The sequence below is a fragment of the Cryobacterium sp. TMS1-20-1 genome (genome assembly GCF_004402355.1).
In the GTDB taxonomy this organism is placed as follows: Bacteria; Actinomycetota; Actinomycetes; order Actinomycetales; family Microbacteriaceae; genus Cryobacterium; species Cryobacterium levicorallinum.
Map to the genome: position 1 here is coordinate 17,395 of NZ_SOGF01000063.1, position 25,866 is coordinate 43,260.

At 66.0% G+C, this 25,866-nt stretch carries 22 protein-coding genes and 1 pseudogene; 11 read left to right on the forward strand and 12 right to left on the reverse strand.

What is annotated here, in order from left to right; translation table 11 throughout:
• Positions 1-15: 15 nt before the first annotated feature.
• Positions 16-1,293 (reverse strand): uracil-xanthine permease family protein, encoded by a 1,278-nt coding sequence (locus E3O45_RS15795; protein WP_134444372.1) that lies wholly within the window; start codon positions 1,291-1,293, stop codon positions 16-18.
• Positions 1,294-1,361: 68 nt separating this feature from the next.
• On the opposite strand from E3O45_RS15795, the gene E3O45_RS15800 reads away from it, so the two are divergent.
• A complete protein-coding gene (locus E3O45_RS15800) occupies positions 1,362-2,915 on the forward strand; it encodes a carboxylesterase/lipase family protein (protein ID WP_134444374.1) in 1,554 nt (517 codons plus the stop codon).
• Between the two features lie 63 nt (positions 2,916-2,978).
• On the forward strand, positions 2,979-4,463 hold the full coding sequence (locus E3O45_RS15805) for an NCS2 family permease (protein ID WP_092450004.1): 1,485 nt from the start codon (positions 2,979-2,981) through the stop codon (positions 4,461-4,463).
• Positions 4,464-4,493: 30 nt separating this feature from the next.
• Here E3O45_RS15805 and E3O45_RS15810 read toward each other — a convergent pair whose 3' ends face one another.
• From E3O45_RS15810 to E3O45_RS15830, 5 genes are all read right to left on the reverse strand, one after another.
• Positions 4,494-5,228, reverse strand: a complete 735-nt coding sequence (locus tag E3O45_RS15810; RefSeq protein ID WP_104132381.1) for a FadR/GntR family transcriptional regulator — start codon at positions 5,226-5,228, stop codon at positions 4,494-4,496.
• Positions 5,228-5,995, reverse strand: coding sequence for a 3-oxoacyl-ACP reductase (locus tag E3O45_RS15815; protein WP_304466174.1), 768 nt, complete (start codon positions 5,993-5,995; stop codon positions 5,228-5,230). Before E3O45_RS15815 ends, E3O45_RS15810 begins: the two co-directional genes overlap by 1 nt.
• Before the next feature lie 74 nt (positions 5,996-6,069).
• Positions 6,070-7,416 (reverse strand): aldehyde dehydrogenase, encoded by a 1,347-nt coding sequence (locus E3O45_RS15820; protein ID WP_370450393.1) that lies wholly within the window; start codon positions 7,414-7,416, stop codon positions 6,070-6,072.
• Positions 7,417-7,427: 11 nt separating this feature from the next.
• Complete coding sequence (locus E3O45_RS15825; RefSeq protein WP_134444378.1) at positions 7,428-8,192, reverse strand: gamma-glutamyl-gamma-aminobutyrate hydrolase family protein; 765 nt, start codon at positions 8,190-8,192, stop codon at positions 7,428-7,430.
• Positions 8,179-9,546 carry a glutamine synthetase family protein gene (locus E3O45_RS15830; protein WP_134444379.1) on the reverse strand — a complete coding sequence of 456 codons (1,368 nt, stop codon included), beginning with the start codon at positions 9,544-9,546 and terminating at the stop codon, positions 8,179-8,181. Before E3O45_RS15830 ends, E3O45_RS15825 begins: the two co-directional genes overlap by 14 nt.
• Positions 9,547-9,810: 264 nt before the next feature.
• Here E3O45_RS15830 and E3O45_RS15835 point away from each other — a divergent pair, with 264 nt between their 5' ends.
• On the forward strand, positions 9,811-11,355 hold the full coding sequence (locus tag E3O45_RS15835; protein ID WP_134444381.1) for an amino acid permease: 1,545 nt from the start codon (positions 9,811-9,813) through the stop codon (positions 11,353-11,355).
• A 56-nt stretch (positions 11,356-11,411) separates the two neighbouring features.
• Here the strand turns inward: E3O45_RS15835 and E3O45_RS15840 are convergent, their stop codons facing one another.
• Positions 11,412-12,365 (reverse strand): fumarylacetoacetate hydrolase family protein, encoded by a 954-nt coding sequence (locus E3O45_RS15840; RefSeq protein ID WP_241985404.1) that lies wholly within the window; start codon positions 12,363-12,365, stop codon positions 11,412-11,414.
• Positions 12,366-12,764: 399 nt separating this feature from the next.
• On the opposite strand from E3O45_RS15840, the gene E3O45_RS15845 reads away from it, so the two are divergent.
• From E3O45_RS15845 to E3O45_RS15855, 3 genes are all read left to right on the forward strand, one after another.
• Positions 12,765-14,156, forward strand: a complete 1,392-nt coding sequence (locus tag E3O45_RS15845) for an FAD-binding oxidoreductase (RefSeq protein ID WP_134444383.1) — start codon at positions 12,765-12,767, stop codon at positions 14,154-14,156.
• A 33-nt stretch (positions 14,157-14,189) separates the two neighbouring features.
• Positions 14,190-15,404, forward strand: a complete 1,215-nt coding sequence (locus E3O45_RS15850) for a PrsW family intramembrane metalloprotease (protein ID WP_134444385.1) — start codon at positions 14,190-14,192, stop codon at positions 15,402-15,404.
• Positions 15,405-15,585: 181 nt separating this feature from the next.
• Complete coding sequence (locus tag E3O45_RS15855) at positions 15,586-15,957, forward strand: FKBP-type peptidyl-prolyl cis-trans isomerase (protein ID WP_198414357.1); 372 nt, start codon at positions 15,586-15,588, stop codon at positions 15,955-15,957.
• Positions 15,958-16,046: 89 nt separating this feature from the next.
• Here E3O45_RS15855 and E3O45_RS15860 read toward each other — a convergent pair whose 3' ends face one another.
• Positions 16,047-16,292, reverse strand: coding sequence for a DUF167 domain-containing protein (locus E3O45_RS15860; RefSeq protein WP_092449986.1), 246 nt, complete (start codon positions 16,290-16,292; stop codon positions 16,047-16,049).
• A 78-nt stretch (positions 16,293-16,370) separates the two neighbouring features.
• Positions 16,371-16,814: a pyridoxamine 5'-phosphate oxidase family protein gene (locus tag E3O45_RS15865; protein ID WP_134444387.1), complete on the reverse strand. Its 444-nt coding sequence runs from the start codon at positions 16,812-16,814 to the stop codon at positions 16,371-16,373.
• Between the two features lie 283 nt (positions 16,815-17,097).
• On the opposite strand from E3O45_RS15865, the gene E3O45_RS15870 reads away from it, so the two are divergent.
• Positions 17,098-18,762, forward strand: coding sequence for a BCCT family transporter (locus tag E3O45_RS15870; protein WP_198418280.1), 1,665 nt, complete (start codon positions 17,098-17,100; stop codon positions 18,760-18,762).
• A gap of 27 nt (positions 18,763-18,789) precedes the next feature.
• On the opposite strand, the gene E3O45_RS15875 is transcribed toward E3O45_RS15870, so the two are convergent.
• Together E3O45_RS15875 and E3O45_RS15880 are read right to left on the reverse strand one after the other, a co-directional pair.
• On the reverse strand, positions 18,790-19,056 hold the full coding sequence (locus E3O45_RS15875; protein WP_134444391.1) for a protealysin inhibitor emfourin: 267 nt from the start codon (positions 19,054-19,056) through the stop codon (positions 18,790-18,792).
• Between the two features lie 9 nt (positions 19,057-19,065).
• Entirely contained in the window at positions 19,066-20,235 is a 1,170-nt protein-coding gene (locus E3O45_RS15880; RefSeq protein ID WP_241985407.1) for a M4 family metallopeptidase, read from the reverse strand.
• Positions 20,236-20,417: 182 nt separating this feature from the next.
• Here E3O45_RS15880 and E3O45_RS18465 point away from each other — a divergent pair.
• The 4 genes and pseudogenes from E3O45_RS18465 to E3O45_RS15895 form a co-directional block, all read left to right on the forward strand.
• Positions 20,418-20,594 (forward strand): annotated as a pseudogene (locus E3O45_RS18465) (LLM class flavin-dependent oxidoreductase); the annotation flags it as partial.
• 94 nt (positions 20,595-20,688) lie between these two features.
• Entirely contained in the window at positions 20,689-21,318 is a 630-nt protein-coding gene (locus E3O45_RS15885) for an LLM class flavin-dependent oxidoreductase (RefSeq protein ID WP_370450391.1), read from the forward strand.
• A 50-nt stretch (positions 21,319-21,368) separates the two neighbouring features.
• On the forward strand, positions 21,369-22,478 hold the full coding sequence (locus E3O45_RS15890; RefSeq protein WP_092449976.1) for an AI-2E family transporter: 1,110 nt from the start codon (positions 21,369-21,371) through the stop codon (positions 22,476-22,478).
• A 47-nt stretch (positions 22,479-22,525) separates the two neighbouring features.
• Positions 22,526-25,537: an aminotransferase gene (locus E3O45_RS15895; RefSeq protein ID WP_134444392.1), complete on the forward strand. Its 3,012-nt coding sequence runs from the start codon at positions 22,526-22,528 to the stop codon at positions 25,535-25,537.
• On the opposite strand, the gene E3O45_RS15900 is transcribed toward E3O45_RS15895, so the two are convergent.
• Positions 25,515-25,853: an ATP-dependent DNA ligase gene (locus tag E3O45_RS15900; protein ID WP_370450392.1), complete on the reverse strand. Its 339-nt coding sequence runs from the start codon at positions 25,851-25,853 to the stop codon at positions 25,515-25,517. The two genes, E3O45_RS15895 and E3O45_RS15900, sit on opposite strands and share 23 nt — an antisense overlap.
• Positions 25,854-25,866 lie beyond the last annotated feature (13 nt).

Genomic DNA, 25,866 nt, shown 5'->3' on the forward strand with positions numbered 1-25,866 from the left:
CCCTGCACGTGCGAGCTAGGCGGTTCCGCGCACCCGCGCTAGCCAGGTCATCAGGTGGTAGATCACGATGGCCGCGACCGTGCCGAGCGCGATGCCGTTGAAGCTGAGGGTGCCGGCGTTCAGCGTGAAGTCGGCGATGCCGATAATGAGCGCTGTCGCCGCCGTGAACTGGTTGACCGGCTTGGAGAAGTCGACCTTGTTGTCGAGCCAGATCTTCACGCCGATGACGCCGATCAGCCCGTACAGCGCGGTGGTGACGCCGCCGAGCACCCCGTCGGGAATCGTGAAGATGATCGCACCGACCTTGGGGGAGAGGCCGAGCAGGATCGCGACGATTCCGGCGACCCAATAGGCCGCCGTGGAATAAATACGCGTCGCCGCCATCACGCCGATGTTCTCGCCGTAGGTCGTGGTTCCGCTGCCGCCGCCGAAGCCGGCGAGCATGGTGGCCAGCCCGTCGGCGAGCAGGGCGCGCCCGGTGAGCCGGTTCACCTTCGCATCCGTCATTTGGGCCACACCCTTGATGTGGCCGACGTTCTCGGCGATGAGTACGAGCACGACCGGCAGGAAGGCGGGAAGCACCCCGAACACGGCGGCCGGGTTCTCGAACGGGTTGGCCGGGACGGTGAACGGCGGCAGGCCGATCCAGGCTGCCTCGGCGACCCGGCTGAAGTCGACCTCGCCGAAGAAGACGGCCGCGACGTAGCCGACGAGCACGCCGAGAAAGATCGACAGCCGACCTACGATGCCGCGAAACAACACCGTGCACAAAATGACCGCGACGAGGGTGATCAGCGCGGTGAGCGGTGCCTTGTCGAAGTTGGCTTTGGCGACCGGGGCCAGGTTGAACCCGATCAGGGCGACGATGGCGCCCGACACGATCGGCGGCATCAGCCGGTCGATCCAGCCGGTGCCGGTGAGCTGCACGATCACCCCGACGAGCGCGAGCAGCGCTCCAACGACCAAAATTCCGAACAGGGCGCTGCCCATGCCGGCCGAGGCCGTTGCCGCGGTGATCGGCGCAATGAACGCGAACGATGAGCCGAGATAACTCGGCAGTTTATTGCCGGTGATCAGCAGAAACAGCAGGGTTCCAAGACCGGAGAACAGCAAAGTCGTGCTGGGCGGAAAGTCGGTGAGCAGCGGCACCAGAAAGGTTGCGCCGAACATGGCGACGACGTGCTGCGAGCCGATTCCGATGGTCAACGGCCAGCTCAGTCGTTCGCCCGGGCCGACGACCTCCTGTGCGCCAACCGTTTTTCCGTCACCGTGCAGGGTCCAGGGCAGTGCCATGTCGTTCTCGTTTCTTCTGTTCCGTGATCAGGTTTGAGCGTAGCCTGCGCAGCAATAGACTCGAGCCCATGAGCCAGCTCGCTGATCAGACCACCAATCAGGGTCTCGAGGTGCGAGTGGCCACCGGACTGCTCCGCGGCGTGCGTGAACGCGGCGTGCTCGCCTGGCGCGGCATTCCCTACGCGGCGGCTCCGGTGGGCGATCTGCGCTTTCGCGCCCCGCGGTCAGCCTCGGCCTGGACCGGCGTGCGCGACGCGAGCCAGTGGGGCCTGATCGCCCCGCAAAGCCACAAGGGCCAGTTTCGCGGCGCCCACCCGCGCATTCCGCAGGGCGAAGACTGCCTCAATCTCAATGTGATCGCCCCCGATGAGCGGATGCGCGCCGGCGCGCAACTCCGACCGGTCATGGTGTTCATCCACGGCGGGGCCTACAGCGTCGGATCCAGCCGCGAGGTTCCGCGCCAGGGAGAGGGACTGGTGCGCCGCGGCGGTATCGTCTACGTCAGCCTCAACTACCGACTGGGCGCCCTCGGGTATCTGGACTTTTCCCGGTTTGCCACGCCGGAGCATCCGTTTGAGAGCAATTTGGGGCTGCGCGACCAGGTCGCAGCCCTGCGGTGGGTGCGGGACAACATCCGTGCGTTCGGCGGGGACCCGGATGCCGTCACCCTGTTCGGCGAGTCGGCCGGCGGCAATGCCGTCACCACGTTGATGACGGTGCCGAGCGCGGCCGGCTTGTTCCACCGGGCCATCGCGCAGAGCGCTCCGCCGAACGCGGTCTACCCGAGTGAGCTCACCGCGCGCTGGGCCGGCGAATTCGTGGACAGCCTGGCGCACGGCCCCGCAGATTACAGCGACGAACAAGCGGCCAGCCTGCTGCTCACCGTTGACCCGGACGTGCTCGCCGCCGCGACCACCGCGCTGACCGTGCGTACGCCGGACCAGGATCCGGGCACGATTCCGCTCTGCCCGGTCATCGACGGCGATTTTCTGCCGGAGCGGCCGCTCGATGCCTTTCGCGACGGCCGGGCCGCGCGCATCCCGTTGATCATCGGCACCAATGCGCGGGAGGGTTCGCTGTTCAGCGGTCGCATTGACATTCTCGCCACCACGCCGGCGCGCATCCGCACGATCTTCAAGAAGACCAAGAAGAAGGCGAAGAAGGCGCTCAAGGCACAGTATCCGGGCATTCCGGCGTTGCGGGCCGCGCTCGATTTTGGGGGTGACTACTCCTTCTGGTATCCGAGCGTGAAGGTCGCCGAGCGGCATTCCCGGTATGCGCCGGTGTACTTCTACCGCTTCGATGCTGCTCCCCGCCTGCTGCGGCTGATGGGCCTCGACGCCACGCACGGCCTCGAACTGTTTCCGTTGTTCGACCGCCTCGATGGCTGGTTCGGCCGCGGCATGACGGCCCTCGGTGGGCGCCGCGCCTTTCAGGACATTGGAACCAGAATGCAGGGCTGGTGGCTCGGCTTCGTGCTCGACGGGGTGCCATCGTCCGAGTGGCCGCGGTATGAAGAGGGTGCCAGAGAGACGCTCATTATCGATCGGGACGACACGATCGAATCCGACCCGCATCGGGAACGACGTTTGGCCTGGGGTCGGTTTGTGCCGCACGTCTAAGCCAGCGGCGGCCCGGTCTTAGACTGGAACCTTGCGTTAGAGCCACGGCACCGGGAGCACACCATTAGCAGCACTGAATCACCCACTCAAGCTGCCTCGCCGCAGCCGGCATCGCGTAGCCTCAAGGCCCGCGTCGACTCCTATTTTGAGATCACCAGCCGCGGCTCCACCTGGTCCCGCGAATTCCGCGGGGGAGTCGTCACCTTCGTCACGATGGCCTACATCGTCATTCTGAACCCACTGATTCTCGGCGGGTTCAGCGCCGACCAGGCCGCCGTCGACGTCGAGGGTGGCTGGCTGCCAAACGAGCAGGTCGCCGCCGTCACCGCGCTGACCGCCGGCGTCATGACCATCCTGTTCGGCGTCATTGCCCGCCTGCCGTACGGCTTCGCTGCCGGCCTCGGCATCAACTCCTTCCTCGCCGTGAGCGTCGTCGGCCAGGTCACCTGGGCCGAAGCGATGGGCCTCGTCGTCATCAACGGCCTCATTATCGTGCTGCTCGCCTCCACCGGCCTGCGTGAACTCATCTTCAACGCCATCCCGCGCCCTCTGAAAATCGCCATCACGGTCGGTATCGGCCTGTTTATCGCGTTCATCGGACTGGTCGACTCCGGTTTCGTGCGCGCCAGCGGCGCCAACTCGCCGCCGGTGCAGCTCGGCGATGCCGGCTCGATCGCCACCCTGCCGACCGCGGTGTTCGTAATCGGACTGATCATCATGGGCGTGCTGCTGGCCCGTAAGGTCAAGGCCGCCCTGCTGATCGGCATCGTCGCGACCACCATCGTCGCCGTCATCCTGGAAGCCATCTTCAAGGTCGGGCCTTCGTTCGGTACGAACCCGGCCGGCTGGAACCTCAACGCCCCGGTGCTGCCGACGAGCGTCGTCGCCGTGCCCGACCTCGGCCTGATCGGCGAGGTCTCCTTCGGCGCGTTCGAACGCATCGGCATGCTCGCCGCCGTGATGCTGGTCTTCACCCTGGTCTTCACGAACTTCTTCGACGCCATGGGCACAATGACCGGCCTGGCCAGTGAAGCCGGCCTCGCCGACAAGGACGGCAAGTTTCCGCGGCTGAAATCCGCCCTGATCGTCGAGGGTATCGGGGCCGTCGCCGGCGGTGCGTCGAGCGCCTCCTCGAACACCGTCTTCATCGAGTCCGGTGCCGGCATCGGCGAGGGAGCCCGCACCGGCGTCGCCAACGTGATCACCGGCATCCTCTTTCTGGCCGCCATGTTCTTCACGCCGCTGACCCAGATCGTGCCACTCGAGGTGGCCGCAGCCGCCCTCGTCATCGTCGGAGCGCTCATGGTGTCGCAGATTCGGCACCTCGACTTCACCGAATTCTCCAGCACCCTGCCGATCTTCCTCACCATCATCGTGATGCCGCTGACCTACTCGATCGCCAACGGCATCGGCGCCGGCTTCATCAGCTGGGTGCTCGTGCGCAGCCTGTCCGGCAAGGCGCGTGAGATCAGCCCGCTGCTCTGGGTCGTCGCCGTCGGCTTCGTGCTCTACTTCGTGCGCGGCCCGGTCGAGCTGCTCATCGGCTGAGTTATCCGACAAGCGGATGCCGCGGCGCGGCTACTCGAGAAAGCCGCGCAGCAGCAGCGCTGTCCCGGCTAAATGCTCACGCATCGCCTGGGCGGCGGCACCTGCCCGACCGGACAGGATCGCCAGCACAATCTGTTCGTGCTGCGCGTCGGAGTGGGCGATATTCGGGCTCAGCAACGGGATGGCGTCGAGCAGATCGTTGACCCGCATCCGCACGTCGGCCAGCAGCGGCACGAGCGACGGCGAACCGGCCAACTCCCCGATATAAAGGTGCAAGCGAGCATCGAGCCTTCGGTAGTCCTCGGCGCTGGCCTCCCGCACCGCACCGAGGCTGGCCCAGAGCAGCTCGCGCTCCGCCGCCGGCAGCACCCGGCTGGCGGCGGCCCGGGCGGCGCCGACCTCGAGAATGTCGCGCAGCGTCAGCACATCGTCGATTTCGGCGGAACCGGGCGCCGGCGCGGCACCGTCGGGGCCGGGCGAAGCGGGAATCACCGCGGTGACGAAGGTGCCGCCGTAGCGTCCACGCCGGGACACCAGATAGCCAGCCTCGGCGAGGGAGGCGATCGCGTCGCGCAGCGTGTCCCGGCTGACGTTCAACTGCGCGGCCAAATCCCGTTCGGCCGGCAACCGTTCCCCGGGCGCGACCAACCCCAGTCGCACCGTCTGCAGCAGCCGCTGCACGGTCTCCTCGAAGGCGTTGCCGCCCGGGACCGGGCGCAGCAGCAGACCACTGTCGAGGCCACTGACGGCGGGCGGGTCGGCCATTATTCTGGGGTGACGTAGGCCGAGCTGATACCGCCGTCGACCAGAAAGGTCGAGCCGGTCATGAACGAAGAATCATCGCTTGCCAGAAAGGCCACCGCTGCCGCGAGTTCCTCGGGCTCGGCGAACCGGCCGACCGGAATATGCACGAGCCGCCTTGCGGCACGTGCCGGGTCTTTCGCGAACAACTCCTGCAACAGCGGAGTGTTCACCGGGCCGGGGCAGAGCGCGTTCACCCGAATGCCCTGGCGGGCGAACTGCACGCCGAGTTCACGGCTCATCGCGAGCACCCCGCCCTTCGAGGCGGTGTAGGAGATCTGGCTCGTCGCCGAACCCAGCACCGCGACGAAACTCGCCGTGTTGATGATCGATCCGCTGCCCTGCCTGACCATGTGGCGAAGCGCCGCCCGGCAGCACAGATACACCGACTTGAGGTTGACGTCCTGCACGTTCTGCCAGGCCGGCAGCTCGGTTGTTTCAATGGAATCGTCGTTGGGCGGGGAAATGCCGGCGTTGTTGAACGCCACATCGACCGAGCCGTAGGTGTCGAAGGCGGTGTCGAACAGGTGGTTCACCTCCTCCTGATCGGTGACGTTGACCTTCACGAACAGTCCGCCAACCAGCGCGGCGGCCGCCTGCCCGGCGGTTTCGTCGAGGTCGCCGATCACGACCGTCGCCCCCTCGGCGGCAAACCGTTTCGCCGTGGCCAGCCCGATACCGCTGGCTCCGCCGGTGATGACGGCGACCTTGCCGGCCAGACGCTGGGTCAGGTCTATTCGAGCGATGCTGCTCACGATTTTCTCCTTCAATCTCAGACAAGCGGATGCTTCGCGCGGGTGCTGCGCTAGTCGACCGCGATGAAAACGTTCTTGGTATCGGTGAAGTTCAGCGGGGCATCCGGCCCCAGCTCACGTCCGAGCCCCGACTGCTTGAACCCGCCAAACGGGGTCGAGTAGCGCACCGAGGAGTGCGAGTTGACCGACAGATTGCCGGATTCGACACCGCGCGCCACGCGAAGTGCCCGGCCGACATCGCGGGTCCAGATCGAGCCGGACAGCCCGTACTGGGTGTCGTTGGCCTGTCGCACCGCGTCGGCTTCGTCATCGAAGGGCAGCACCACCACGACCGGGCCGAAGATCTCGTCGGTGACACAGCGATCGGTGCGGCTTGCCGGGGTGAGCACGGTTGGTGCGACCCAGAATCCGGGGCCGGTCGGGGCGTGGCCGCGAAACGCCACCGGAGCATCCACTGGCAGATAGGCGGACACCGCGGCGTGATGCTGGCGGGACACGAGCGGTCCCATTTCGGTGGCCGGGTCGGTCGGGTCGCCGACCACGACCGCGGCAACGGCCGGTTCGAGCAGCTCCAGGAAGCGGTCGAACTGGCTCGCCTGCACCAGGATGCGGCTGCGGGCGCAGCAATCCTGGCCGGCGTTCTCGAACACGCCGGATGGCGCGCTCGCGGCGGCCCGTTCGAGGTCGGCGTCGGCGAAGACGATGTTGGCGCTCTTACCGCCGAGTTCCAGGGTGACGCGTTTCACCTGATCCGCGCAGCCGGCCATGATCTGCTTGCCGACTGCGGTCGACCCGGTGAAGACGATTTTGCGTACGTCGGGGTGGGTGACGAAGCGGTTTCCGACGACGGAACCGCGCCCGGGCAGCACCTGGAACAGCCCATCGGGCAGTCCGGCTTCGAGGGCCAGTTCACCGAGCCGCAGGCTGGAGAGCGGGGTCCACTCGGCCGGTTTCAGCAGCACGGCGTTGCCGGCCGCGAGGGCCGGCGCGAAACCCCAGGCACCGATCGTCATCGGAAAGTTCCACGGCGTGATCACTCCCACCACGCCGAGCGGCTCGTGAAAGGTGAGGTTTACGCCGCCGGAGACCGGAATCTGCTGACCGAACAGGCGCTCGGGTGCCGCCGAATAATACTCGAGCACGTCGCGCACGTGCCCGGCCTCCCAACGAGCCTGCGTGATCGGATGCCCCGAGTTGCGCACCTCGAGGCCGGCCAGGTTCTCTCGGTCGCCGTCGACAGCGGCGGCGAATCGGCGCAGCATTCGGGCCTTGTCTGCCGGAGCCACGGCCGCCCACAGCTTCTGGGCCGCGACCGCCCGGGCGACGGCCTCGTCGGTTTCGTCCACACCGACGTGCTCGATGGTCTCGGCGGTCGACTCGTCGGCCGGATTGACGATGGTGTAACTGCTCACGGGGTTGCTCCTTCAATGTGGGCCGCCCGGTATTCGGTGGCGGCTGCAATGAGCCCGCTGAACAGGCGCAGGTCATCGGGCGACTGCTCCGGATGCCACTGCACGGCCACCCCGAACGGAACCGTCGGCAGTTCGATCGCCTGCACGATGCCGGCATCCGTTTTCGCCGTCACCGTGAGGCCGTCGGCGACCCGGTCGATGGACTGGTGGTGATACACCGGCACCGCCGGCAGCAGGGTCTGGCCATCGAGCAGTGTGCTGAGGGTCGTGTGCGGTTCGATCACGACGTCGACGACGTTGAACACGCCGCCGCCCGCCTGGTAGCTGGTGTCGCCGACCAGATCGGGCAGATGCTGGTGCAGGCTGCCGCCGAGGGCGACGTTGAGCATTTGGGCGCCGCGACAGATGCCCAGAAACGGAAGTTTTCGGGCGATGGCCTCGTGCAGCAGCAGATCTTCCCAGGTGTCGCGGTCGGGCCGGGGTTCGTCGGTCTGTGCGTGCGGCGCCTGCCCGTACCGGGCCGGGTCGACGTCTTTGCCGCCGGTGATGATCAGCCCGTCGAGCCCGTCGAGCACCCGCCGGGCGACGGCGGCATTCACCGGCTGCGGCGGCAGCAGTACGGCGATCCCGCCGGCCCGCGTGACCGCATCGAAGTACACCCGCGGCAGGATCGCGGCCGGCACGTCCCACACCCCGGTCTGGGCCTGTTCCAGATAGGTGGTCAGACCGATGATCGGTCCGGGAGTTTCAGAGGCGTTCAAAGCCGCGCACCCGCTCCCAATCGGTCACGGCGGCGTCGAAGGCCGTCACCTCGATGCGGGCGTTGTTGGCGTAGTGCTCGACGACCTCGTCGCCGAAGGCCTCCCGGGCGATAGTCGACCCGGTGAACAGGTCGGCCGCTTCGCGCAGGGTCGAGGGCACCCGTGGAAGGTCGCTGGTGTAGGCGTTGCCTTCGAAGGCCGGCTCCAGTTCGAGCTCGTGCTCGATGCCGTAGAGACCGGCCGCGATCAGGGCGGCGACGGCGAGATACTGGTTGACGTCGCCGCCGGGCACCCGGTTCTCCACCCGGATACCTGGGCCATACCCGACCACGCGCAGGGCACAGGTGCGGTTGTCGAAGCCCCAGCCGAGCGCGGTCGGGGCGAAACTACCGGGCACGTAGCGCTTATAGGAGTTGATATTGGGGGCAGAAAAGAGGGTGAGTTCGCGCATCACCGCGAGCTGTCCGGCCACAAACTGTCGGAACACGGGCGACATGCCGTTCTCGGCATCCGCTTGATAGAACGCTGATTCGCCGCCGGGGCGCTGCAGACTGATATGGATATGGCAGCTGTTGCCTTCGCGCTCGTTGTACTTGGCCATGAAGGTGATGCTCTTGCCCTGGGCGTCGGCGATCTCTTTGGCACCGCTCTTATAAATGGAGTGGTTGTCGCAGGTGGCCAGGGCCGTGGCGTAGCGAAACCCGATCTCCTGCTGACCGAGGTTGCACTCACCCTTGACGCCCTCGCAATACATTCCGGCGCCGTCCATGGCCAGACGGATCTCCCGCAGCAACGGCTCCATTCGAGCGGATGCCTGCAGCGAGTAGTCGATGTTGTAATCGCTGGCCGGGGTCAGACCTCGATAGCCCTTCTGCCAGGCATCGCGGTAGCCATCGTCGAACACGATGAATTCCAGCTCGGTCGCGCAAAAGGGGAAGAGGCCGTGTGCGGCCAGTCGGTCGAGCTGCCGGCGCAGAATCTGCCGCGGCGAGGCGACCACGGGGGTGTTGTCCGGCCAGTACAGGTCGGCGGTGACCAGGGCGGTTCCGGGCAGCCACGGAGCCAGACGGAGGGTGTCAAGGTCGGGCCGCATCGCCATATCGCCGTAGCCGCGGCCCCAGCTCGACATGGCGTAACCCTCGACCGTGTTCATCTCCACGTCGACGGCGAGCAGATAGTTGCAACACTCAGCACCGTGCGCCGCGGCATCCTCCAGGAACAGCCGTGCTGAGAGACGCTTGCCCACCAGCCGCCCCTGCATGTCGGTGAACGCGACGATCACCGTATCGATCTCGCCGAGCGCAACCCGCGCGGTCAGCTCGTCCAGGGTCAGGTTTCCGGTACGGGTGGTCATTGAGCTTCTCCTCGGAGCCGGTCAAACGAAACGAGTCGGTCAAAGCCGGCAATCGTGCGATTTTCAACCATTAGACCACAGACCCAGCCGTACAGGGAAGGCCAATTTGCCTACACTGAGCAGATTTCATTTACTCAAAGGTATATACACCGCACCATTCGAGGCCATACCATCGTGCCAATCTCACTGAACTAGTGCTCACCGGCCGAAGGTGTTTTGCGTCTGTTTACCGACCGGGTGCGCAACGAGCGCAAAGGAATACTGATGTCCAAAGACACCTTGAAAGTTTCGGGCGTTAAATACACCACCGCGAAGGTCGGATACTTCGAGAAACGCAAGCTCAAACGCACTGCTGGCATTTGGGGCCTGTGGGGATTGGCGGTGGCCGCCGTTATCTCCGGCGACTTCTCCGGCTGGAACTTCGGCATCGGATTTGCCGGTTTCGGCGGGATGCTCATCGCCTTCCTGCTTCTCATCGTCATGTATTACGGCATGATTTTCAGCATCGGCGAGATGGCGGCAGCCATGCCGCACACCGGCGGCGCCTACTCCTTCGCCAGAGCGGCGATGGGGCCCTGGGGCGGATTCGTCACGGGACTCGCGGAAACAATCGAGTACGTCGCGACCACCGCCGTCATCGTCTACTTCTCGGCCTCCTACGCCGACTTCATCACCACGGAACTGCTCGGCGTCTCACTGCCGCCCTGGCTCTGGTGGATGCTGCTCTACGCCGCGTTCATCGCACTGAACGCTGCCGGGGCTGCGATCTCGTTCAAATTCGCCATCGTGGTCGCGATCATTTCGATCGCCATCCTGCTGGTGTTCTCGGCCATGGCAGCCCTCTCCGGCCTGTTCAGCTGGGACAACCTGTTCAATATCGTGCCGGATGCCGGCCAGAGCGCGTTCCTGCCGCACGGCATCATCCCCATCCTGTTCGCCCTGCCCTATGCCATGTGGTTCTTCCTCGGCATCGAGGAACTGCCGTTGGCCGCCGAAGAATCGCACAATCCGGTGCGGGATATTCCCCGGGCCGGATTCATCGCTCGCTCGACCCTGATCGTGACCGGGTTGCTCGTGCTGTTCCTGAACACGGGAGTGGTTGGTGCGTCGGAAATTGCCGGTTCGGGCGAGCCGTTGCTCGACGGGTTCCGGGCGATCGTCGGTGACGGCGTGGCGGCCGTGCTGGCACTGTTCGCGCTGATCGGGTTGCTGGCCTCGCTGCAGGGGATCATGTTCGCCTACGGACGCAATATGTATTCGCTCTCCCGAGCGGGCTACTATCCGAAGTTCCTCTCGCTGACCGGAAAACGCCAAACCCCGGCCATCGCCCTGCTGGTCGGTGCGATCATCGGCTTCGTGGCACTCGTGCTGGTCGACGCGCTGGGCGGCTCCGGCGGCGTCGCGGGGGCCATCGTGCTGAACATCGCCGTTTGGGGCGCCGTGATCGCCTACGTGCTGCAGATGGTGTCGTTCGTTCTGTTGCGCAAGAAGTTCCCCAATGCGAGCCGACCGTACCGCAGTCCGTGGGGTGTCCCCGGAGCGGTCATCGCCGGCATCCTCTCATTGGCCATCTTCTTCGGGTTCTTCATCAATGAACCGGCTCGGCCGGCGATCGTGGCCATCGCCGTGGTCTATGTCGTCATGCTCGCGGCCTTTGCACTGTGGGGGCGCAAGCGCCTCGTGCTCTCACCCGAAGAGGAATACGCGGTGTCCGGCGGGTTGCACCGCGACCCGCAGCAGGAAGGCTACGGCGGCACCGTCGAAGACGACCTCCTCGCCAGCGACGGTCGTGACGCGCCACGCCCCTGACCGGTCGGTGTACCGAGCGGCGGCATCCGCTTTCTCGAGCGGATGCCGCCGCTCGGCTAAATCTCGCGGCAGTGCGTCGTGAGCATGCCGATTTTGTCGATCGAAATGGTCACCGTCGAGCCGTCGCGCAGAAAGATGGGAGGCTTGCGGCTGTACCCGGCGCCGCCCGGGCTCCCGGTGGAGATGAGCGTGCCCGGCAGCAGGGTCGACGTCTTCGACAGGTAGGAAATGATCNCGGCGCCGCCCGGGCTCCCGGTGGAGATGAGCGTGCCCGGCAGCAGGGTCGACGTCTTCGACAGGTAGGAAATGATCTCGGCGACGGTGCGCACCATGTCGCCGCTCGAGGCATCCTGCAGGATGCGCCCGTCGACGTGGGTGGTCAGCCACAGGTCCTGCGGGTCACCGATCTCGTCGGCGGTGACGACGAGCGGGCCGGTCGGGGTGAAGCCGTCGAATGACTTGCAGCGCGACCACTGCGCTTCGGAGAATTGCAGGTCGCGCGCGGTGATGTCGTTCACGACGGTGTAACCGAAGACGTAGTCGAGGGCGTTGGCGACCGTCACGTTGCGGGCCGGACGGCCGATGATCACGCCGAGTTCCGCCTCGTAGTCGACCTGTTTGGTCAGGTCGCGCGGCCAGGTGATGGTCGAGCCGTGTCCGGTGAGCGAGTTGGGCCAGAGCGAAAACACGGTCGCGGCGGTTTCGAGGCGCAGGCTGAGCTCGGAGGAGTGCGCGGCGTAGTTGGCGCCGATGGCGATAATCTGCGGCGGGCGCAGCACGGCGGAGGAGTGCCGCAGCTCGTCGACCTGGGTTAGTACCGCCCCACCTGAAACAGCGTCCAGGCTGATCGCCCGCACGTGTTCGTAGCCGGCATCGCCGCGTTCCAGCAGGTCTTGCAGGTCGCGCGGCGCGTCGTCCATGACGTCGTCGAGGAACAGAGCCGCGTCGTCAAAGACCACGGCCAATCGGGGAACGGAATGGCCGTCAACTCTGAGATGCGCAAATTTCACTCTTCTAGGCTAGCGGCCCGGGCGTCGGCCCGCCCTGTGGGGTGCGCCAACCCTCATTCGATCCGCTTGGAGGAAACGGGGGATATGGGAGGTATTGCCCCGGCCGCCCGCCAAAGATGCATTCCCGCGTAGCTGCGCTACGGCGCCCAATCCGCGCCGCGGGCCGCGAGCGCGCGCGGTTCGATTGGCAGGCCGAGCCGGCCGGCACCCTGCCGCAGGGCCAGGTCGCTGGTCAGCAGATTGTCCGGGCTGCCGAGCACCCGCAGCGCTCGGCGAAGACCCGGTCGGGCATTGGCGGGTCGGCGGCGGCAGCTGAGCGGTTCACCCCCTCAGCCCGCCACGCCAGCACGAGCACCGGGAGCGAAAATCAGACATCGTGCCGCTCACTAGGCTGAACGGATGAACGCACTGACGCGCCTCCAGACCGAGCTTGGCGACATCGTCAGCATCGACCCGCTTGACCTTGCGGCCAGCCGCACCGACAAATCCGGCTGGGTCGCCGACGGCACACCGCTGGCCATCGTGCGCGCGACCGATGTGGGCCAGGTGCAGGCGGTGCTGCGCATCGCAACCGAGTTTCGAGTGCCGGTGGTGACCCGCGGGGCCGGCACCGGCCTGTCCGGGGGAGCCTGCGGCACTGACGGCTCGATCGTGCTGAGCGTGGCCGGCCTGAACCGCATCCTCGAAATCAATGCCGACGACGAACTCGCCGTCGTTGAAGCGGGTGTGATCAACCAGCACCTCAATGACGTGCTGGCCGAAAAGCAGCTCTGGTTCACGCCCGATCCGGCGAGCAAGGCCATTTCCACGGTCGGCGGCAACATTGCCACGAACGCCGGCGGGCTGCTCTGCGCCAAGTACGGCGTCACCCGGGAGGCCGTGCTCGGCCTCGTGGTCGTGCTCGCCGACGGCAGCCTGCTGCGCACCGGCCACCGCACCATTAAGGGCGTCACCGGCTACGACCTCACCGCACTTCTGACCGGCTCGGAGGGAACCCTCGGCGTCATCGTCGAGGCAACGGTGCGGGTGCGCGCGCTGACCGCTGGCACGGTCGCCACGATTGGCGCGGTCTTTGAGACCGTCACCGCGGCGGCCGCAGCGAGCGCTGCCGTCACGGCCGCTCGCATCCGTCCCGCCGTGATGGAACTGATCGACCCGATCGCCCTCGCCCACGTCGCGACCTACCTGGGCCCGGACGGGTCGGCCGGGTTGCCGCTGGGCCGCGGCGCATTTCTACTCGTGCAGACCGACGGGCCGGATGCGCTCGCCGAGGCCGAGCACGCCCTCATCGTGTTGCGCGCAGCCGGCGGCGAGGCCACCCTCTCAACGGATGCCGCTTCCGGCGAACGCCTGCTGGCCATCCGCCGCGCCATGCACCCGGCCCTCGAGCAGCTGGGCCAGGTTCTCATTGAAGACGTGTCGGTGCCGCGCTCGCGCATGGCCGAGATGTTCGCCGCGATCGCCGATATCAGTACCCGCACGGGGATTCCCATCCCCACGGTCGCCCACGCCGGCGACGGAAACTTGCACCCCAACTTCGTGATCGAGCGGCAACCCGGTGCGGCAGCGGATGCGCCGGTGCCCGAAGAGATCTGGGCGGCGGCCGACGAAATGTTCCGGGCAGCGCTCGCGTTGGGCGGCACCCTCACCGGCGAACACGGTGTCGGCGTACTCAAGCGCCGGTGGTTGCGCGATGAGATCGGGGACCGCAGCCTAAACCTGCAGCGTCAGCTCAAGGCGGTGTTCGATCCGCTGGGTATACTCAACGCCGGCACCATGTTCGATGCCTGAGCGCCGGCGGGGTCGTCCCGGTATTCTCAAATAATGAGTCTCGACCAGCCGCCTGGCCAGCCGTCCCCCGAACACCTTCCCGTGCAGGCGAGCCCGGCCCCGGTTCAACCGGTCTGGAACCGGGCGGTGCGACCCTCGCGTGCCGGCGCGATCGTGCTCGGCGTTGTCGGAATCGTGCTCGCCGGGCTGGCCCTGCTGGCCGTCATTTTGTATCTGACCACGTTCCTCGGCACCGGGGCGCTGCTGCTCGGACTGCTCCTGGCGTTGCTGCCGCTCGCGGTCGTGCTGCTGGCGGTGCGTTGGATTGACCGCTGGAACCCGGAGCCGCGCCCGGCCCTCATCTTCGCCTTACTCTGGGGCGCTGGCATCTCCATCGCCAGCGCGCTCGTCTTCGACCTCGGGGTGCAGATCACGATTGCGGCGAGCTCGGGGGCACTCGCCGGGAGCGATTTCGCATCCGCTGTTATTCAGGCGCCCCTGGTCGAGGAAATCGCCAAGGGGTTCGGCGTTCTGGTCTTGTTCTGGGCGGTGCGTCGGCATTTTGACGGTCCGCTCGACGGCGTCGTGTATGCCGCCACCATCGCCGCTGGCTTTGCCTTCTCCGAGAATATTCAGTACTTTGGCCTGGCCATGGCCGATGGCGGCGCGCAGAACCTGGGGGACACGTTCTTGCTGCGCGGAGTCTTTTCGCCGTTCGCGCACGTCACCTTCACCATCTGCACCGGACTGGCCTTGGGCCTGGCCGCCCGGCGCGGCGCCTCGAAGAGTGGGGCGTTCGGATTCTTTCTGCTCGGCCTCCTGCCCGCAATCGGCCTGCACGCGCTCTGGAACGGTGCCACCTTCGTGCTGGCCGGTGACGCATCCGTTCTGATCTACTACGTCGTCGTGCAGGTGCCGCTGTTCATCGTCGCTATTCTCATCGTGGTATTTTTCCGCCGCCAGGAGGCGCGCATCACCCTGCGACGGCTGCACGAATATTCGCAGGCCGGCTGGTTCACCGCGGACGAGGTTTCGATGCTCGGCACCGGGGCCGGCCGACGTCAGGCTCTGGCCTGGGGCGCGCGTCAACCGCGCTCGCGCCAGCTCGCCATGCGCCATTTCATAGCGGATGCGACCCGCCTCGCCTTTGTTCGCGACCGCCTCGTTCGCGGCCAGGGAACCCCCGCGTTACACGCCCGCGAGGCACTCCTGCTCGGTTTGCTCATAAACCACCGGGCCGAGGTGCTGGGGCAGCAGCCTCCGCGCTGAAAACGAATAGTCCGCACCAACAGAAACTCGCCGCTTCGGTGGTGTGGCAATGCCGACGACTCTCCCGATGCGACGAGTTGGTGTACGACTAGAGTCCACCCGCGGCGCCGTGGACGCAAGCATTATTTTTTTTGGATCTCGCCGGTGTGCAATCGGGTCCAAAATCCGGTTGGATGGGGGCATGACTGATATGAATTCCAAGCCCGAAATCGACTTTCCAGAGGGCGCTGCGCCCGAGCAACTTGAGGTCACCGATATCGTCGTCGGAGACGGCGCCGAGGCGGCTGCCGGCGCGACCGTCGACGTGCATTACCTCGGTGTTGAGTTTGAGTCCGGCGACGAGTTTGATTCGTCCTGGAACCGAGGCCAGTCGATCAACTTTCCGTTGCGCTCGCTCATCGCGGGCTGGCAGGAAGGCATCCCCGGCATGAAGGTCGGCGGGCGTCGCAAGCTCGTTGTGCCCCCGCATCTCGCCTACGGTCCGGCTGGCTCCGGCCACCGTCTCTCCGGCCAGACCCTGATCTTCGTGATTGACCTGCTCGGCGTCAGCTAAAGCGCCACTCGAAACGAAACGAAACTAAACGAAACGGGAAGCGGCTGCTGCAGTCGCATCCCGTTTCGTCTGCCGGGTGGGCGCTACGACTACGACCGGTCGATGCGCAAATGCTTGATCTTGGAGGTGTGACCGCGAATGATGCTCACATCACGCTTGGCCACCTTGAAATGCTTGGCCAGCAGAGCGACCAGGGCGTCATTGGCCGCGCCCTCTACCGCGCGCTGCTGCAGAAAGACGGTGACGGAGGCGTGTTCTGGGGTGCTTTCGGCATCGTCGACCACGAGGGGGCCTTTGCGGCTGCCCGGCTTCACGTGCACGGTCAGGTTGAGCATGGCGGGCACGGCACTCCTGTTTGCCCTGGTTGGATGACAACGGGCGCACCTCAACGGTAGCGCGCCGGGTCACCGGCTCTACATCAGCGCCGTTGTGGGTTCCGGGCCGAGGGTGAACCGTCGCCCGGTGATCGTTGTTGGCATGATTTCGACGAAGGTCGGCTTGACCGTGGGAATCAGGGGCCGAAGCGGCAGGGCGGCGGCCGCGTCAATCTCGTGCTGGGAGTCGAGCGCCCGTGCCGTTCCGTGCACGACGACGCTCCACGCTTCGTCGCGACCCACGCCATCCGTTTCGAAGGCCACCGTGTGGTTCACGGTCAGTTCCAGGAGCTTGGTACCGGCTGCCGTGCGAAACAGCAGCCGACGATCGGCCGCGACGAAATTCACCGGAAAGATGTCGGCAACGCCGCCAACGGCGACCGCGAGGCGGCCCAGACTCGCCGAAAGCAGGGCATTCCAGCATTCCTCTTCCGTGAGAGTGTGCACGGGATTGTGGGTGGCGTCGACATCGTCGTAGGTCATGATTCATAATCACACGGTCCGGCACCCCGATCGAGGGGTGCATCGGCAAAAGTCGGCCTGTTCCTAAGAAAATCTCTTGCCCCCACTTTGCGGCACGCTTTACCGGTAAGCTGGAAATTTGCCCAGCGGGGCACATACCTGGCGGCTCAGCAACGGTTTCTTTCGTTCGCCACAATCTATTCTTTGAGAAAGTTTCACAGTGAGTGCGCTACCCGAAGTACCGGCGAAAACGCCGAAAAGCAGTCCCCCTCGACCCCGGCGATTTGTTATTCCGGCTCCTCGAGTGTTTTATCCGGCGCTCGGCATCATTTTGGCCGTCGTGATCGTCGCCATCGCCTTCCCGGTGAGCACCGGCAGCGTGCTCGCCCTGCTGCAGGGTTGGGTCGTCGCCGGTCTCGGACCGTACTACATGGTCATCGTGGCCGCCTTCGTGGTATTCGCCATCTGGATGGGCGCGAGCCGCTTCGGCGACATCAAACTTGGTCAGGACGACGACAAGCCGGAATTCGGCATCATGAGCTGGTTCGCGATGCTGTTCGCCGCCGGCATGGGCATCGGCCTCGTCTTCTGGGGAGCGGCCGAGCCGCTTACCTTCTTCACCAACCCGAAACCCGGCGTGACCGGAGACTCGCAGGAGCTCGCCGCCGCCGCCATGTCGCAGACCTTCCTGCACTGGGGCTTTCACGCCTGGGCAATCTACGCCGTCGTCGGACTCGCTCTGGCCTACTCCATCCACCGCAAGGGCCGTCCGGTATCCATCCGCTGGGCCTTGGAGCCGCTCCTCGGTGACCGGGTCAAGGGCCGCCTCGGTGACGCCATCGACGTCATTGCCATCGTCGGAACCCTGTTCGGCGTGGCGACCTCACTCGGTCTCGGGGTGAAGCAGATTGCGGCCGGCCTGAGCTACCTCGGCGTCGTGGGTGAAGTCAACAACACCCTCCTTGTCGTGCTCATCATCGTGATCACCGCCATCGCCACCGTTTCCGTGGTGAGCGGAGTCGGCAAGGGCATCAAATGGCTCTCCAACATTAACCTCGGCGTGGCCGGGCTGCTGCTGATCGCCGTGCTGGCCCTCGGACCCACCCTGTACCTGCTGCGCGTGCTCGTCGAGTCCATCGGGGGGTACTTTCAGAACGTGATCGGACTCACCTTCGACGCCGGTTCCTTCACCGGGGAAGCCGGTACCGCCTGGCAGGGCGCCTGGACCGTCTTCTACTGGGGCTGGTGGATCTCGTGGGCGCCGTTCGTCGGTGTCTTCATCGCGCGCATCTCGCGTGGCCGCACCGTGCGTGAGTTCATCGCCGGCGTACTCCTCGTGCCGACACTGGTCACCTTCGTCTGGTTCGCCGTCATGGGCGGCAGCGCCATCAAACTGGCCTGGGAAGGCGACGGCGGAGGTCTCTTCGACCCCGCGGTCGGAATCATCTCCGAGAACGTGCTGTTCAACTTCCTCGGGCAGCTTCCGCTCGGCGGCATCCTCTCGGTTATCGCGGTCATCGTGGTGGCGATCTTCTTCATCACCTCGGCCGACTCAGGCTCGCTCGTGATCGACATGCTCGCCTCGGGTGGCGACACCAACCCGCCCAAGTGGAGCCGTATCATGTGGGCGAGCCTCGGCGGAATCGTCGCGATCGCCCTGCTGCTGGCCGGCGGACTCGCTGCCCTGCAAACCGGAGCGATTCTGACCGCGATACCGGTCAGCATCGTCATGATCGGTATGTGTATTGCCACCTACAAGGCGTTCCGCATCGAGCACGAGGTTCTGGTCAGTGCTGAACGTCGTCAGCGTCGGGAGGAGATGGCGCGCCGCATCGGCAAGACCGTGACCGCGCACCTCGAGGAGAACTTCGACGACCACTTCGGCGATCAGGTCGACGGCCACATCGAGGCCGCGCTGACCGACGATCCAGCCCGTCGCCCCCGCTGGGGCCGTCGCTCGAAAGAATAACCAGCACCACCGCCGGTTCAGGGCCGCCTACATTCCGTTGGCGGCCTTGACGCGGTTGACCAGCTCGCGCCACGGACCGTTCACCTCGGGCTCGGCGAGCACCACCTCGTGCGGGGCGCATCGAATGCGATAGGCGAACCGGTCTGCAGTTGCCACGCTGTCGGTAACGTCGTCCCAGGGCAGCGAATCGAGAAAATCCGCCCAGGTTGCGGGGTCGGGTTGCTCTTCAACTCTGACTTCCCAGGTGAGGCGGATCCCGGCCATCCCGCCGCTGCGCGAGACAATGACTTTCATACCGAAAGGTTACCCCGATGGTTGCCCCGCGGTCGGCCCGCGTCGCGGCTCCGGCGGCATCGGTGCCAGCGGGTCGACGAGAGGTGCCGAATACGCTGGCGGCAGGGAGATACCAGGGGCCCTCGGAGTGCCGGTCGTGTTGGGCAGCGGCGAGGGAACGGCGGCCACTACCCCAACCGTCGCCCAGGCCCGCAAGACCGCGTCGTGGGCGGTCGAACCGTTTCCATAGAGGCGGGCTGCGGTATCCGCCGTCGCCGCCGCGAAGGCAGCAAAATCGCTCTGCGGGCGAAGCAGCGGCCCGGTGAGCGTGTCATACCAAATGCGGCCCGGCATTTCCCAGGCGTTGCCGCCGATGGCTTCGGCGACGAGGTAGAAGGCGCGGTTGGGAATGCCCGAGTTGAGGTGCACCCCGCCGTTGTCGTCGTCCGTCTCGATGTAACCGGCCATGCTGTCCGGCTGCGGATCCTTGCCGAGCACATCATCGTTGTACGCCGTGCCGGGCGCTTTCATCGAGCGCAGGGCGATGCCCTCAACCTGTTCGGTGAATAGGCCCTCGCCGATCAGCCAGCTGGCCGCGCTGGTCGGCTGTCCCCGCAGATTTTGCTCGACGAGCGCGCCGAACACATCGGAAATGGACTCGTTGAGCGCGCCGGACTGACCCTGGTACTCCAGGTTCGCCGTGAATTGGGTGACGCCGTGCGTGAGCTCGTGACCGATCACACTCGGCGAAATGGTGAACCGGTTGAAAACCTGGCCATCTCCGTCGCCGAACACCATGCGTTCACCGTCCCAGAAGGCGTTGTCGTATTTCTGGCCATAGTGCACCGTGGCATCCATCGGCATACCACCGTTATCGATGCTGTCGCGTCCGAACTGGTTCCAGTACATCGCCTGGGTGGCTCCGAGGCTGTCATACGACTCGGTCACGGCAGGGTCGGTTCCGGCGGGCTGACCCTCCGTGCGCACCCGGCGACCGGGTAGGCGTTCGAGGCCACCGGCATCCGAAATGGTGCGATCGGATTCCCCCGGTGTGCGGGTGGGCAGGCTGCGCGCACTCGGGTGGGCGCGTGGATGCGTGCCACCGCGCAATTGCCGAATCCGCGAGTCCCGCAGTAGCGAGTCCCTGGCGGCAGCCGCGGCCCGCGCGAATTTGGGAACGTCCAGTTGTGCCAATCGCATCAGCAGGTACGGCGGCACGATCGTGCAGTGTGGGTGGATTTGCGGAGTGTAGATCTGCGGAGTGTGGATCTGCGGAGTGTGGATTTGCGGAGTGTGAATCTGCGGAGTGTCCATGTGCAGAGTCTGGCACCGGGCACCGACATCGCAACAGGTCGAAGCGCCCCGCTGAATAGACTCGCCTCATGCGCTTTGGAATCGTCATTCTCCCGCAAGACCCGTGGCCGCGTGCGCGCGAGAAGTGGCTCGGTGCCGAGCAGTACGGCTTCGACCACGCCTGGACCTACGACCACCTGTCCTGGCGGTCGCTCGTCGACGAACCCTGGAATGCGACCATTCCCACCCTGACCGCCGCAGCGGCCGTGACCGAACGCATCGTTCTGGGCACATTTGTGTCCTCACCGAATTTTCGGCATCCGGTGCCGTTTTGCCAAGGACATAGCCACCGTCGACGACGTGTCGAACGCACGGTTTCTGCTCGGGGTCGGGTCGGGCGGCACCGGGTTCGACGCCACCGTTCTGGGCCAGCCCGAGTACACGCCCCGGCAGCGGCACGAACGGTTCGCCGAATTCGTCGCCGACCTCGACCTCCTGCTACGCGGCGAGGAGGCGGGTTCCACCGCGGGAATCAGTTTCGCTGGTGACTGGTACTCGGCTGTCAATGCGCGCATGGTGCTGCCCAGGTCGACCGCCCCGGTGCGCCAACGCGTACCGTTCGTCATCGCCGCCAACGGCCCCAAAGGCCTGGGACTGGTCAGTCGGTTCGGGCAGGGCTGGGTGACGACCGGCCAGGATGGAGCCTCGGGGGAGGACTGGTGGGAGGGCGTGCGCGGCCTCACACATCGGCTGGACGACGTGGCGACCGCTGAAGGCCGAGACCCGGCCGCCATCGACCGCTACCTCTCACTCGACAGCGGCGGAACATATTCCCTGCAGAGCATGAATGCGTTCGAGGATGCCGTCGGCCGCGCTGCCGACCTCGGTTTCACTGACGTCATCAGCCATTGGCCGCGTGCCAGTGGAATCTACGCCGGCGACGAAGCCGTACTCGAAGCGGTGGCGGACACCTTCACCGAAATCAAATGAAGTAGCCGGTCGATCGGGGTTTCTGCCCGATGCCTGTCTAGGCTGGGTGCATGCGCGCACACGACGACCCCACGCCCCTGGTCCCTCGCACTCCGCTGAATGACAGGCTCGGCTGGCTCGGCCTGCGCAGCGGGCAGATTCTCCTCGTCATCGTGCTCGCGTCCGCCGTCATCTACGGACTCGTGCAGCTCAAGCTCGTCGTCATCCCGGTCTTGATCGCCATCATCCTTGCCTCGGCTCTGAGTCCGGTGATCAACGGACTGCGCAAGCGCGGCGTCGCCGCTATTCTGGCCACCTGGATCACCCTGCTCGGCGGCATCGCCGTGTTCGGCGGCATCATCACGCTCATCGTGTTCGCTGTGCGCGACCAGTGGAACGAACTGTTTTCCTCGGCCTCCGAGGGCATCGACAAGCTCCAGCAGTTCCTCATCGACGGACCGATCCAGGTCGATGAGCAGCAGATTACCGACGCCCGCAATAGTGTCGTCGACTTTCTCACCAGCAGTCAGTTCGGCTCGGGGGCGCTGGCCGGGGCATCCGCTGTTTTTGAACTGATCACCGGGTCCGTGCTGCTCGTGGTCATTCTGTTCTTCTTCCTTAAGGACGGCGGCCAGATCTGGAACTTCTTCCTGAGTCCGTTCAAGGGAGAGCGCCTGGCCCGTGGCCGACGCATCGGTCACACCTCCCTGCGCGTGCTGGGCGGGTACGTACGTGGCACTGCGATCGTCGCCGCCGTAGACGCCACCGCGATCGGCATCGGCCTGGCCATTTTGCAGGTTCCGCTCGCCCTGCCGCTCGCGGTCATCGTGTTCCTCGGAGCGTTTATTCCGCTGATCGGAGCGACCGCGGCCGGAGTGCTCGCCGCGCTGGTGGCCCTGGTCGCGAGTGGCCCGGTCGTGGCGCTCATCGTGCTCATCATCGTGGTCGCCGTCAACCAGCTCGAGGGAAACTTTCTGCAGCCGGTTGTCATGGCGCAGTCACTCAAGCTGCATCCACTCGTCATCCTGGTCGGCCTGACCGCCGGAACCATTCTCGGCGGCATCGTCGGTGCCGTGCTCTCGGTGCCGATCGCTGCCGTCGCCTGGGCCATCGCCAAGGCCTGGAACACCCCGGATGCCCCACGCGCCATTTTGCCGAAGCGGCTCGTGCGCAAGCGCTAAACCCATCCTGCTCGTGCCACCGCTGCCACCCGCATGACTGGAGAACCATGACCGAGCAGAGCCATTTCCACCTGCCGCGCCCGCGCCTAACGATCGAACAGGCGGCCGATCTCGCCCGCGAGCGGTTCAACGTCATCGGCGTCGTCACCGAGCTGGGCAGCAACCAGGACCGCAACTTTCGCATTCACACGGATGCCGCCACGGTCGTACTCAAGGTCTCCAACCCGGCCATCGCGGCCGTCGAGCTTGAGGCGCAGAACGCCGCTCTGGCTCACCTGCGCGGCTTGGGGCTCGACCTGCCAGCGGCGCTCCAGGCGATCGACGGCAACGAGATCCAGCGCATCACGATCGACGGGCAGACCCTCGATCTGCGCCTGCTGACCTACGTCGATGGGCATCCGCTGACCGATTCGGTGCGGCTCACGGCCGGGCAGGTGCGCTCGCTCGGCGACGTGGCCGGCCGGATCGTGCGTGGCCTGTCCAACTTCGAGCACGCGGGAACCGACCGCTTTCTGCAGTGGGACCTCCGGCGTGGGGGCGAGGTCATCGATGCACTCCTCGACCGGGTCAATGACGACGCGCGCCGCGAACATCTGCGCACCGTGACCGACGCCGCCCGAATGCAGCTCGCCCCGCTCAAGGGTGACCTGCGCGTGCAGACGATCCACGGCGACCTGACCGACGACAACGTCGTGAGCCGGGACGGCGACAGCATCTCCGGCGTCATCGACTTCGGCGACGTCGCCCAGGGCTGGCTCGTTGCCGAACTCGCCGCGACCTGCGCCTGTGTGTTGTATCGCAGCCCGCGGCATCCGCTGGCCATTCTCGACACCATCGATGCCTTCGCCAGGCAGGTGCCGCTCTCCGACGCCGAACTCACCGCTCTCTGGCCCCTCATCGTGCTGCGCACGGCGGTGCTCGTGGTGAGCGGCGAAGCGCAGGTGCAGCTCGACGGTGACAACGACTATGCCGACGCCAACCGCGCCCGCGAGTGGCTCGCCTTCGCCACGGCCGCCGACCTTGATGGTCCAGAGGTTGAAGCCCTCATCCGGTTCACGTTGGCGGGCACCGACGCCCCCATCATGACAACCGACTACCCCCTGGCTGGGCCGCTCGATCCAGCGGCCATCATCGACTTGTCCGTGACGAGCGCCGGTTACGACGCCGGAGTCTGGCTGGAACCGGACATTGATGCGCGCATTACAGCGGATGCCGCAGCCCAGCTCGGCCACGCCGTCACCCGCTACGGCGAATACCGGCTCTCCCAAACGCGCATTAACACGGCCGAGGAATCGGTCACCCTGGCCCTCGGCGTCGAGGTGATCCTGCCGGCCGGCAGCCACATCACCGCGCCGATCGCGGGGACGGTTGTGGTCGTCGATTCCGACACGGTGCGGCTCGAGGCCGCCCACTTTGACCTGTGGCTGACCGGCATCGACGCCGCGGCCATCGACGCCGCGGCCATCGACGCCGCGGTCATCGACGGCCAGACCGTCGAAGCCGGAACGACTCTCGGTACCGCTCTCGGTGCGGCTCTCGGTGCGGCTCAGGCCAGTGCGGCCGGTGCACGCCACGCCGCCCGAATGGCCCGCGTGACCCTGCAGACCAGCCGGCTTCGCGGCATCCGCCCGCCGTTCTTCACCGCACCGTCACACGCGGCGCTCTGGCAGCGGGTCTGCCCCGACCCGTCAGCGCTGCTCGGGCTGGAAACTGCCCATTCACTGGCCGATGCCGGCGCCCTGCTGCAGCGCCGGGACCAGTCCTTTGCGCGCGTGCAGGAACACTATTACCAAGCCCCGCCGCAGATCGAACGTGGCTGGCAGCATCACCTCATCGATACTCACGGCCAGGCGTACGTCGACATGGTGAACAATGTCACGACAGTCGGACACGGGCACCCGCGCATTGCCGAGGCCGCGCGCAGCCAATGGTCGCTGCTGAATACCAACTCCCGCTTTCACTACGAGGAGCTCGTGCGCTTCACCGAGCGCCTCGCCGCACTCGCCCCCGACCCGCTCGACACCGTCTTTCTGGTCAATAGCGGCACCGAGGCCGTCGACCTCGCCCTGCGCCTCGCCCTCAGCTACACCGGCCAGGACACCGTGCTCGCGGTGCGCGAGGCCTATCACGGCTGGTCGCTGGCAGCGGATGCCGTCTCCTCCTCGGTCGCCGACAACCCCCGGGCGCTCGACACCCGGCCCGACTGGGTGCACCTGGTCGAAGCGCCGAACGCCGTGCGCGGCAAATATCGGGGCATGCAGTCTGCCTCGCAGTACCTCGACGACCTCGACGGCGATCTGCGGGACCTGGCCGACGCCGGGCGCACGGTAGCCGCGTTCATCGCCGAACCCGTATTCGGCAATGCCGGCGGCGTGTTATTGCCCGACGGCTACCTGGCGGGCGTCTACGAGCGGATGCGCGCCCGCGGCGCACTCTGCATCGCCGACGAGGTGCAGGTGAGCTACGCCCGGCTCGGCAAGCACTTCTGGGGTACCGAGCAACAAGGAGTGGTTCCCGACATCATCACCATCGCCAAGGCGATGGGCAACGGGCATCCGCTCGGCGCGGTCATCACCCGCCGCGACATTGCGGAGCGCTTCAGCGAGGAGGGACCGTTCTTTTCGTCGGCTGGCGGCAGCCCGCTGAGCTGCCGCATCGGCCTGACCGTGCTCGACATCATGCGCGACGAAGGCCTGCAACACAATGCCGAGGTCGTTGGCCGGCATCTCAAACAGGGCCTGGAACGGCTCGGCGAACGCTTCGATCTGATCGGCGCGGTGTACGGAATGGGGCTCTACCTCGGCGTCGAGCTGGTCAGCGACCGCGCCGCCTTCACTCCAGCGACGGGCGCGGCCGCGCGGCTCTGCGACGAGCTACTGCTGCGCGGCTGCATCGTGCAGCCCACCGGCGACTTCAAAAACGTGCTCAAGATCAAGCCGCCGCTCTGTCTCAGTATCGCCAGCGCCGACCATTTTCTGGACGCACTGGCCGACGCGCTGGGTGCCATCGCCCCCAGAGCAGCGCAGTCCCCGACGCTTAGCGCCGCGTCTTCGCGCTGATGCTCGGCGACGGTGTCGGCTCGGCGATGAAGGCCAGGCCGCCGGCACTGTTGGCCGAGAGCATGAGGGCCTCGATCCAGTCCCGGTTGATCGACGGGGTGCGACTGCCAAAATATCGGTAGTAGAGCGTGCTCGTCGGGTCGAGCCAGATCGCGCTGCGACCACTTCCCTCGTCGGCCGAATCGGACCAGGTGAAAATGAAACTCTCCCGGCGCCGCAGCTTGGTGCTGATCACGATCTGCAGGTGCATGAGGGCACGATCGTCGAAGGTAATTACGATACCCGGATTGTCATAGAGCAACGTACCCATGTTCATGCACCTCCTCGAT